Origin of the sequence: Pseudomonas sp. UBA5706 (genome assembly GCF_002419965.1) — a bacterium.
GTDB lineage: Bacteria > Pseudomonadota > Gammaproteobacteria > Pseudomonadales > Pseudomonadaceae > Aquipseudomonas.
In genome coordinates this window covers 69,853-78,955 of record NZ_DIHC01000029.1, presented here as the reverse complement: position 1 = coordinate 78,955, position 9,103 = coordinate 69,853, and the positions used below count along the sequence as shown (strand labels likewise).

18 protein-coding genes are annotated in these 9,103 nt (G+C 54.4%); all 18 read left to right on the top strand.

Going from position 1 to position 9,103, the window contains the following annotated elements; translation table 11 throughout:
- The first annotated feature begins 10 nt into the window (after positions 1 to 10).
- The 18 genes from tuf (at position 11) to rplF (ending at position 9,094) form a co-directional block, all read left to right on the top strand.
- A complete protein-coding gene (tuf, locus tag B3I26_RS13720; RefSeq protein WP_296258318.1) occupies positions 11 to 1,204 on the top strand; it encodes an elongation factor Tu in 1,194 nt (397 codons plus the stop codon).
- Between the two features lie 138 nt (positions 1,205 to 1,342).
- Entirely contained in the window at positions 1,343 to 1,654 is a 312-nt protein-coding gene (gene rpsJ, locus B3I26_RS13715; protein ID WP_003186070.1) for a 30S ribosomal protein S10, read from the top strand.
- A gap of 81 nt (positions 1,655 to 1,735) precedes the next feature.
- Positions 1,736 to 2,371, top strand: a complete 636-nt coding sequence (rplC, locus tag B3I26_RS13710; protein ID WP_296258317.1) for a 50S ribosomal protein L3 — start codon at positions 1,736 to 1,738, stop codon at positions 2,369 to 2,371.
- A 12-nt stretch (positions 2,372 to 2,383) separates the two neighbouring features.
- The gene (gene rplD / locus B3I26_RS13705; protein WP_296258315.1) at positions 2,384 to 2,986 is read left to right on the top strand and encodes a 50S ribosomal protein L4; all 603 of its coding nucleotides are present in this window, start codon (positions 2,384 to 2,386) and stop codon (positions 2,984 to 2,986) included.
- A complete protein-coding gene (rplW, locus tag B3I26_RS13700; protein WP_008374165.1) occupies positions 2,983 to 3,282 on the top strand; it encodes a 50S ribosomal protein L23 in 300 nt (99 codons plus the stop codon). The genes rplD and rplW overlap by 4 nt, the downstream gene beginning before the upstream one ends.
- Before the next feature lie 14 nt (positions 3,283 to 3,296).
- Entirely contained in the window at positions 3,297 to 4,121 is an 825-nt protein-coding gene (rplB, locus tag B3I26_RS13695) for a 50S ribosomal protein L2 (protein ID WP_296258314.1), read from the top strand.
- A 16-nt stretch (positions 4,122 to 4,137) separates the two neighbouring features.
- The gene (gene rpsS, locus B3I26_RS13690) at positions 4,138 to 4,413 is read left to right on the top strand and encodes a 30S ribosomal protein S19 (protein WP_002555486.1); all 276 of its coding nucleotides are present in this window, start codon (positions 4,138 to 4,140) and stop codon (positions 4,411 to 4,413) included.
- A gap of 13 nt (positions 4,414 to 4,426) precedes the next feature.
- On the top strand, positions 4,427 to 4,759 hold the full coding sequence (gene rplV / locus B3I26_RS13685) for a 50S ribosomal protein L22 (RefSeq protein WP_003103908.1): 333 nt from the start codon (positions 4,427 to 4,429) through the stop codon (positions 4,757 to 4,759).
- Positions 4,760 to 4,772: 13 nt separating this feature from the next.
- Positions 4,773 to 5,459 (top strand): 30S ribosomal protein S3, encoded by a 687-nt coding sequence (rpsC, locus tag B3I26_RS13680; RefSeq protein WP_085688068.1) that lies wholly within the window; start codon positions 4,773 to 4,775, stop codon positions 5,457 to 5,459.
- Positions 5,460 to 5,471: 12 nt separating this feature from the next.
- Positions 5,472 to 5,885, top strand: a complete 414-nt coding sequence (gene rplP, locus B3I26_RS13675; protein ID WP_019409905.1) for a 50S ribosomal protein L16 — start codon at positions 5,472 to 5,474, stop codon at positions 5,883 to 5,885.
- A complete protein-coding gene (gene rpmC / locus B3I26_RS13670; RefSeq protein ID WP_002555481.1) occupies positions 5,885 to 6,076 on the top strand; it encodes a 50S ribosomal protein L29 in 192 nt (63 codons plus the stop codon). The genes rplP and rpmC overlap by 1 nt, the downstream gene beginning before the upstream one ends.
- A 2-nt stretch (positions 6,077 to 6,078) precedes the next feature.
- Positions 6,079 to 6,345, top strand: coding sequence for a 30S ribosomal protein S17 (gene rpsQ / locus B3I26_RS13665; protein ID WP_003194644.1), 267 nt, complete (start codon positions 6,079 to 6,081; stop codon positions 6,343 to 6,345).
- A gap of 23 nt (positions 6,346 to 6,368) precedes the next feature.
- Positions 6,369 to 6,737: a 50S ribosomal protein L14 gene (gene rplN / locus B3I26_RS13660; protein ID WP_003243907.1), complete on the top strand. Its 369-nt coding sequence runs from the start codon at positions 6,369 to 6,371 to the stop codon at positions 6,735 to 6,737.
- Between the two features lie 11 nt (positions 6,738 to 6,748).
- Complete coding sequence (gene rplX, locus B3I26_RS13655; protein WP_002555478.1) at positions 6,749 to 7,063, top strand: 50S ribosomal protein L24; 315 nt, start codon at positions 6,749 to 6,751, stop codon at positions 7,061 to 7,063.
- A gap of 20 nt (positions 7,064 to 7,083) precedes the next feature.
- A complete protein-coding gene (gene rplE, locus B3I26_RS13650; protein WP_037017720.1) occupies positions 7,084 to 7,623 on the top strand; it encodes a 50S ribosomal protein L5 in 540 nt (179 codons plus the stop codon).
- A gap of 13 nt (positions 7,624 to 7,636) precedes the next feature.
- Entirely contained in the window at positions 7,637 to 7,942 is a 306-nt protein-coding gene (gene rpsN, locus B3I26_RS13645) for a 30S ribosomal protein S14 (protein ID WP_296258313.1), read from the top strand.
- A gap of 213 nt (positions 7,943 to 8,155) precedes the next feature.
- Positions 8,156 to 8,548, top strand: a complete 393-nt coding sequence (gene rpsH / locus B3I26_RS13640; protein WP_020290698.1) for a 30S ribosomal protein S8 — start codon at positions 8,156 to 8,158, stop codon at positions 8,546 to 8,548.
- A 12-nt stretch (positions 8,549 to 8,560) separates the two neighbouring features.
- Positions 8,561 to 9,094 carry a 50S ribosomal protein L6 gene (gene rplF / locus B3I26_RS13635; protein ID WP_074758964.1) on the top strand — a complete coding sequence of 178 codons (534 nt, stop codon included), beginning with the start codon at positions 8,561 to 8,563 and terminating at the stop codon, positions 9,092 to 9,094.
- The last annotated feature ends 9 nt before the right edge of the window (positions 9,095 to 9,103 follow it).

Genomic DNA, 9,103 nt, shown 5'->3' with positions numbered 1-9,103 from the left:
GTTATTTGTCGTGGCTAAAGAAAAATTTGAACGTAACAAACCGCACGTCAACGTTGGCACTATCGGTCACGTTGACCACGGTAAAACCACTCTGACCGCAGCTCTGACTCGTGTCTGTTCGGAAGTTTTCGGTTCGGCTAAAGTCGACTTCGATAAAATCGACAGCGCGCCAGAAGAAAAAGCTCGTGGTATCACCATCAACACCGCTCACGTTGAATACGATTCGGCCGCACGCCACTACGCGCACGTTGACTGCCCAGGTCACGCCGACTACGTAAAAAACATGATTACCGGTGCTGCTCAGATGGACGGCGCAATTCTGGTTTGTTCGGCCGCTGATGGTCCGATGCCGCAAACCCGTGAGCACATCCTGCTGTCCCGCCAGGTTGGTGTTCCGTACATCGTTGTCTTCCTGAACAAGGCTGACATGGTTGACGACGCTGAGCTGCTGGAACTGGTCGAGATGGAAGTTCGCGACCTGCTGAGCACTTACGATTTCCCAGGCGACGATACTCCAATCATCATTGGTTCCGCTCTGATGGCTCTGAATGGCCAAGATGACAACGAAATGGGTACCACGGCCGTTAAGAAACTGGTTGAGACTCTGGACACCTACATTCCAGAACCAGTTCGTGCTATCGACAAGCCATTCCTGATGCCAATCGAAGACGTGTTCTCGATCTCGGGTCGCGGTACTGTTGTGACTGGTCGTGTTGAGCGTGGCATCATCAAGATTCAGGAAGAAGTCGAGATCGTGGGTCTGCGTGACACCACTAAGACTACTTGTACTGGTGTTGAGATGTTCCGCAAGCTGCTTGACGAAGGTCGTGCTGGCGAAAACTGTGGCGTTCTGCTGCGTGGCACCAAGCGTGATGACGTAGAACGTGGCCAGGTACTGGTCAAGCCAGGCACTGTTAAGCCGCACACTCAGTTCGAAGCCGAAATCTACGTTCTGAGCAAAGAAGAAGGCGGTCGTCATACCCCGTTCTTCAAGGGCTATCGTCCACAGTTCTACTTCCGTACTACCGACGTAACCGGTAGCTGCGAACTGCCGGAAGGCACCGAAATGGTTATGCCAGGTGACAACGTTAAAGTTTCCGTCACTCTGATCAAGCCAATCGCAATGGAAGACGGTCTGCGTTTCGCTATCCGTGAAGGCGGTCGTACCGTCGGCGCTGGCGTCGTAGCCAAAATCATCGCCTAAGCGTTGATTTAAGGAAGAGCCCCCGCTTGCGGGGGCTTTTTTATTGGGTTGACACTCTGTTAGCTCGTCTATAGAATTGCGCCTCCTTTAAACGGGCGTATTGCGCTCGGTGGGAAGTAGCCTGGAGTCTGAAATCCAATGCAAAATCAGCAAATCCGTATCAGGTTGAAGGCTTTTGACCATCGCCTGATCGACCAATCCACCCAGGAAATCGTGGAAACCGCGAAACGTACTGGTGCTCAAGTGCGTGGTCCAATTCCACTGCCTACCCGTAAAGAGCGGTTCACCGTTCTGGTCTCTCCGCACGTCAACAAAGACGCGCGCGACCAGTACGAGATCCGTACTCATAAGCGCGTTCTGGACATCGTTCAGCCAACGGATAAAACCGTTGATGCACTTATGAAGCTCGATCTTGCGGCAGGTGTGGAAGTGCAGATCAGCCTCGGCTAAGACTCGGGTCTTGGTCGTGTAACGCTCTGAAATGGGCGGCCATAGCGGGTGAAAGCCCCGTACACTCATGAGGTTTACAACATGACTATTGGTGTAGTCGGTCGTAAATGCGGTATGACCCGTATTTTCACCGAAGAAGGTGTCTCCATTCCGGTTACGGTCATTGAGATCGAGCCGAATCGCGTCACCCAGTTCAAAACCGAAGAAAGCGATGGCTATCGTGCAGTGCAAGTCACTGTAGGTGAGCGTCGTGCTTCGCGTGTGACGGCTGCTCAGGCAGGTCACTTCGCTAAAGCAAATGTTGCCGCTGGTCGTACCGTCCTGGAATTCCGTCTTGAAGACGGCGAATACAAGGCTGGCGATCTGATCAACGCTGAAATCTTCGCTGCTGGTCAACTGGTTGATGTGACCGGTCAGTCCAAAGGTAAGGGTTTCCAGGGTACGATCAAGCGCTGGAATTTCCGTGGGCAAGATAATACTCACGGTAACTCCGTTTCCCACCGCGTCCCGGGCTCTATCGGCCAGTGCCAGACTCCTGGTCGTGTATTCAAGGGCAAAAAAATGTCCGGTCATATGGGCGCTGAGCGCGTGACCGTGCAGTCCCTGGAAGTAGTGCGCGTGGACGCTGAACGCAATCTGTTGTTGGTCAAGGGTGCTGTTCCTGGCGCTACTGGCGGCAACGTGGTTGTACGTCCAGCAGCCAAGGCTCGCGGTTAAGGGGAAGCTGACATGCAATTAAATGTAAATGACGCTCAAGCGATCGAAGTTTCCGAACTGACATTTGGCGGCGAGTTCAACGAGACGCTGGTTCACCAAGCAGTCGTGGCCTACATGGCTGGCGGCCGTCAGGGTAGCAAGCAGCAAAAGACCCGTTCCGACGTTTCCGGTGGCGGCAAGCGCCCATGGCGTCAGAAGGGTACTGGCCGTGCTCGTGCTGGTACTATCCGTAGCCCTATCTGGCGTGGCGGCGGTACCACCTTCGCAGCGCGTCCTCAGGATCACACCCAGAAGCTCAACAAGAAGATGTATCGCGCAGCTCTGCGCTCCATCCTTGCTGAACTGGTGCGTACTGATCGTCTGGTCGTGGTTCAGGATTTCGCCGTTGAATCGCCGAAGACCAAAGACCTGCTGGGCAAACTGAATGGCATGAGTCTGACCGATGTTTTGATCGTGTCAGACGCTGTTGATCAGAACCTGTACCTGGCTGCTCGCAACCTGCCGCACGTGGATGTACGTGACGTTCAAGGTTCCGATCCAGTTAGTCTGATCGCATACGACAAAGTGTTGATCACTGTGTCGGCCGTGAAGAAATTCGAGGAGCTGCTGGGATGAACCAGGAACGCGTATTTAAAGTTCTGCTTGGCCCGCACGTTTCCGAGAAGGCTACGGTTCTGGCAGACAAAAAAGGTCAGTTCGTTTTCAAGGTTGCTACTGATGCAACCAAGCTGGAAATCAAGAAGGCCGTCGAAAGCCTGTTCAGCGTGAAAGTAGAGCGTGTGACTACCCTGAACGTTTTGGGTAAGACCAAGCGCACTGCTCGCGGTCTGGGCAAGCGTAATGACTGGAAGAAGGCGGTTATCTCGCTTCAGCCAGGCCAAGATCTCGATTTCAGCAGCAGTGCTGAGTAAGGAAGGGGTGCATCATGGCAATCGTTAAATGCAAACCGACTTCCCCTGGCCGCCGTTTTGTGGTCAAGGTGGTCAATCAGGAGCTGCATAAAGGCGCTCCTCACGCACCGCTGCTCGAGAAAAAATCGAAGTCTGGTGGTCGTAACAACAATGGCCGTATTACTACTCGTCACATCGGTGGTGGTCATAAGCAGCATTACCGTCTGGTCGACTTCCGTCGCAACGACAAGGATGGCATCGCTGCCACCGTCGAGCGTATTGAATACGATCCAAACCGTACTGCTCACATCGCGCTGCTCCTGTACGCAGATGGCGAGCGTCGTTACATCATCGCGCCTAAGGGCGTGAGTGCTGGCGATCAGCTGATTGCGGGTGCGTTGGCTCCAATCAAGCCGGGTAACGCTCTGCAGCTGCGTAACATTCCGGTAGGTAGTACCGTTCACGGCATCGAGCTGAAGCCTGGTAAAGGTGCTCAGATCGCTCGTTCCGCTGGTGCTTCGGCTCAGCTGGTCGCTCGTGATGGTGTCTACGTGACTCTGCGTCTTCGCTCCGGTGAAATGCGTAAAGTTCTGTCCGAATGCCGCGCTACTCTGGGTGAAGTATCCAACTCCGAGCACAGCCTGCGTTCTCTGGGTAAAGCCGGTGCCAAGCGCTGGCGTGGCGTTCGCCCGACCGTTCGTGGTGTTGCCATGAACCCGGTTGACCACCCACATGGTGGTGGTGAAGGTCGTACCTCTGGTGGTCGTCATCCGGTATCGCCGTGGGGCTTCCCGACTAAGGGCGCGAAGACTCGTGGTAATAAGCGTACCGACAAAATGATCGTCCGTCGTCGCAAGTAAATAGAGGGATACGACAGTGCCACGTTCTCTGAAAAAAGGTCCTTTTATTGATCTTCACCTACTGAAGAAGATCGAAGTGGCGGCGGAAAAGAATGATCGCAAACCGGTGAAAACCTGGTCGCGTCGTTCCATGATCCTGCCACAAATGGTCGGTTTGACCATTGCAGTGCATAACGGTCGTCAGCATGTTCCTGTTCTTGTGAACGAGGACATGGTCGGCCACAAACTGGGCGAGTTTGCCGGTACCCGCACTTATCGTGGGCACGTGGCAGACAAGAAAGCCAAGCGTTAAGGGGTAAGGAATGATGGAAGTAGCCGCTAAGTTGTCGGGCGCTCGAATCTCCGCCCAGAAAGCCCGCTTGGTCGCCGACCAGATCCGCGGGAAGAAGGTGGGCGAAGCGCTCAACCTGTTGGCTTTCAGCAGTAAGAAAGCCGCCGAGATCATGAAAAAAGTGCTGGAGTCGGCCGTAGCCAACGCCGAGCATAACGAAGGCGCAGACGTTGATGACCTGAAGGTCTCCACCGTTTTCGTCAACGAAGGGCGTTCGCTGAAGCGCATCATGCCACGTGCCAAAGGCCGTGCTGATCGCATCGTCAAGCGGTCTTGCCATATCACTGTCAAGGTTGCTGACAAGTAACGGAGTCGAAGAGATGGGTCAGAAAGTACATCCCATTGGCATTCGCCTGGGAATCGTCAAGGAGCACACCTCCGTCTGGTACGCAGACGGTCGGACTTATGCGGACTATTTGCTCGCAGATCTGAAGGTGCGTGAGTATCTCCAAGACAAACTAAAAAGCGCGTCCGTTAGCCGTATCGATATCCATCGTCCGGCTCAAACTGCACGCATCACCATCCACACCGCTCGTCCAGGTATCGTTATCGGGAAGAAAGGTGAGGATGTTGAGAAACTGCGTCAGGACCTGACCAAGCAAATGGGTGTGCCTGTGCACATCAATATCGAAGAGATCCGCAAGCCGGAGCTGGACGGTATGCTGGTTGCTCAGAGCGTAGCTCAGCAGCTGGAGCGTCGTGTGATGTTCCGTCGCGCCATGAAGCGCGCCGTACAGAACGCCATGCGCATTGGTGCCAAGGGCATCAAAATCCAAGTGAGCGGTCGTCTCGGCGGTGCTGAAATCGCACGTACTGAATGGTATCGCGAAGGTCGTGTGCCGTTGCACACCCTGCGTGCCGATATCGACTATGCCACCTACGAAGCGCACACCACCTACGGTGTGATCGGTGTCAAGGTTTGGATCTTCAAAGGCGAAGTAATTGGTGGTCGCCAGGAAGAGCTGAAACCTCAAGCACCAGCGCCTCGTAAAAAAGCTGCCAAGTAAGGGGTACGCCAAATGTTGCAACCAAAGCGTACGAAGTTCCGCAAGCAGATGACCGGCCACAACCGTGGTCTGGCATTGCGCGGTAGCAAAGTCAGTTTCGGCGAATATGCGCTGAAGTCTGTTGCTCGTGGTCGTCTCACCGCTCGTCAGATCGAGTCAGCGCGTCGTGCTCTGACCCGTCACGTGAAACGTGGCGGCAAGATCTGGATCCGTGTATTCCCGGACAAGCCTATTTCCAAAAAGCCCCTCGAAGTTCGGATGGGTAAAGGTAAGGGTAACGTCGAATACTGGGTTGCCCAGATTCAGCCAGGCAAAGTCCTGTATGAGATCGAGGGTGTTTCCGAAGAGTTGGCGCGTGAGGCTTTCGCCCTGGCTGCTGCAAAGCTGCCGCTCGCCACCTCCTTTGTTAAGCGGACGGTGATGTGATGAAAGCGAATGAACTTCGTGAAAAATCAGCACAGCAACTGAACGAGCAACTGCTCGGCTTGCTGCGCGACCAGTTCAATCTGCGTATGCAGAAAGCAACTGGCCAGTTGGGGCAGTCTCACCTGCTCTCGCAAGTTAAGCGTGACATCGCTCGCGTGAAGACTGTGCTCAACCAGCAGGCAGGTAAGTAATCATGGCTGAAGCCGAAAAAACCGTCCGTACGCTGACTGGCCGTGTCGTCAGCGACAAGATGGACAAGACCATCACCGTACTGATCGAGCGTCGCGTAAAGCACCCTATCTACGGTAAATACGTTAAGCGTTCGACTAAGCTGCACGCGCACGACGAAACCAACCAATGCCACATCGGCGACAAGGTCACTATTCGTGAAACTCGTCCGATGGCCAAGACCAAATCTTGGGCGTTGGTTGATGTTCTCGAACGCGCTGTGGAAGTCTAAGGGCTAGGGGTCGGAGAAATTATATGATTCAGACTCAATCCATGCTCGATGTGGCCGATAACAGCGGCGCACGCCGCGTTATGTGCATCAAGGTGCTTGGTGGCTCTCATCGTCGTTACGCTGGTATCGGTGACATCATCAAAGTAACCGTCAAGGAAGCAATTCCTCGCGGCAAGGTGAAAAAAGGTCAAGTGATGACTGCAGTAGTGGTCCGCACTCGCCACGGTGTTCGTCGTGCAGACGGCTCCATCATCCGCTTCGATGGCAACGCTGCTGTTCTGTTGAACAACAAGCAAGAGCCGATCGGTACCCGTATCTTTGGGCCAGTGACCCGTGAACTTCGCTCTGAGAAGTTCATGAAGATCGTCTCGCTCGCCCCAGAAGTGCTGTAAGGAGATCCGACATGCAAAAGATTCGTCGTGACGACGAGATCATCGTGATCGCCGGCAAAGACAAAGGTAAGCGCGGTAAGGTGCTCAAGGTTCTCGCTGACGACCGTTTGGTCGTTGGTGGGATCAACCTGGTGAAGCGTCATACCAAGCCTAACCCGATGTCGGGCGTACAGGGCGGTATCGTCGAGAAAGAAGCGCCACTGCACGCTTCCAACGTCGCCATTTTCAACGGCGCAACCAACAAGGCTGACCGCGTTGGTTTCAAAGTTGAAGACGGCAAAAAAATTCGTGTCTTCAAGTCGACCCAAAAAGCGGTTGATGCTTGAACACTGCTAGGTAGAAGACCATGGCACGACTGAAAGAGATTTACTGGAAGGAAATCGCACCGAAGCTTAAGGAAGAACTTAAGCTGTCGAACGTGATGGAAGTTCCACGCGTAACAAAGATCACCCTGAACATGGGTCTGGGCGAAGCGATCGGTGACAAGAAAGTCATCGAGCACGCTGTTGCTGACCTGGAAAAGATCACCGGTCAGAAAGTCGTTGTGACTTACGCTCGGAAATCCATCGCTGGCTTCAAAGTCCGTGAAGGTTGGCCGATTGGCGTAAAAGTGACTCTGCGCCGTGAGCGTATGTATGAGTTCCTGGATCGTCTGCTGTCGATCTCCCTGCCTCGGGTGCGCGACTTCCGCGGCCTGAATGCTAAGTCCTTCGATGGTCGTGGCAACTACAGCATGGGTGTCAAAGAGCAGATCATTTTCCCGGAAATCGATTACGACAAGATCGATGCCCTGCGCGGTCTGGACATTACCCTGACCACCACTGCTCGTACGGACGAAGAAGGTCGCGCATTGCTGCGTGCTTTTAAGTTCCCGTTCCGCAACTGATTGGAGTAGGACCATGGCCAAGAAGAGCATGAAAAACCGTGAGCTGAAGCGTCAGCTTGCTGTTGCCAAGTACGCCACCAAGCGTGCAGCACTGAAAGCAATCATCGTTGATCTGAACGCAAGTCCGGAAGCGCGTTGGGAAGCGACAGTTGCCCTGCAGAAGCAGCCACGTGACGCAAGTGCCTCGCGCATGCGTAACCGTTGCCGCCTGACTGGTCGTCCGCACGGCGTTTACCGCAAGTTCGGCCTGGGCCGTAACATGCTGCGTCAAGCTGCAATGCGTGGTGACGTTCCGGGTCTGGTGAAAGCCAGCTGGTAAGCCGCACCTCTTGTCTCGTGCTGGTCGGGATCTTCGGAAACTGACCAGCGTGAGACCTGAATTCGAATCAAGCCCCTTTTGGGGCTTGATTCGTTTCTAGCGTGCGTCTAGAATTGCCGGCTCGCCAGAGCCCGTGTCCTCACGTGCCCGTGTTTTTGTGGCGACAAGCAGTAGCCGTAAGGCTAATTATTTTGTATTAGGAGCGTCTAGCCCATGAGTATGCAGGACCCGTTAGCGGACATGCTAACTCGTATCCGTAATGCCCAGATGGCCGAAAAGCCCGTCGTAAGCATGCCATCCTCCACTTTGAAGGTGGCTGTAGCTAAAGTCCTGAAGGACGAAGGCTACATTGCGGGTTATCAGATCAGCAGCGAAACCAAGCCCTTGCTGTCTATCGAGCTGAAGTACTTCGAAGGCCGTCCGGTCATCGAGGAAGTCAAGCGCGTTAGCCGTCCAGGCCTGCGTCAGTACAAGTCCGTCGATGATCTGCCAAAAGTTCGTGGCGGCCTCGGTGTGTCTATCGTCTCCACCAACAAAGGTGTGATGACGGATCGTGCTGCGCGCGCTGCCGGTGTCGGCGGCGAAGTGCTTTGCACTGTGTTCTAAGGGGGGATAAGCATGTCACGCGTAGCTAAGAACCCCGTTAAGTTGCCAGCAGGCGTCGAAGTCAAACTCGTCGGCCAGCAACTTTCGGTGAAGGGTGCTAAAGGCACTCTGGACCTGAACATTCATTCGTCCGTTGAAATCGTTGAAGAAGCCGGTGAGTTGCGTTTCGCTGCTCGCAATGGCGATCAACAGACTCGCGCAATGGCCGGTACCACTCGTGCGTTGGTAAACAACATGGTCCAAGGCGTAAGCCAAGGCTTCGAGCGCAAGCTCCAGCTGGTCGGTGTTGGTTACAAAGCGCAAGCAAAAGGCACGGTGCTGAACCTGGCCCTTGGCTTCTCGCACCCAGTGGACTACGAATTGCCAGCAGGCATCACCGCTGAGACCCCCAACCAAACCGATATCTTCATCCGGGGTATCGACAAGCAGTTGGTTGGTCAAGTGGCCGCTGAGATCCGCGACTTCCGCCGTCCAGAGCCGTACAAAGGCAAAGGCGTGCGTTACGCGGACGAAGTCGTCCGTCGTAAAGAAGCCAAGAAGAAGTAGGGCATAGCA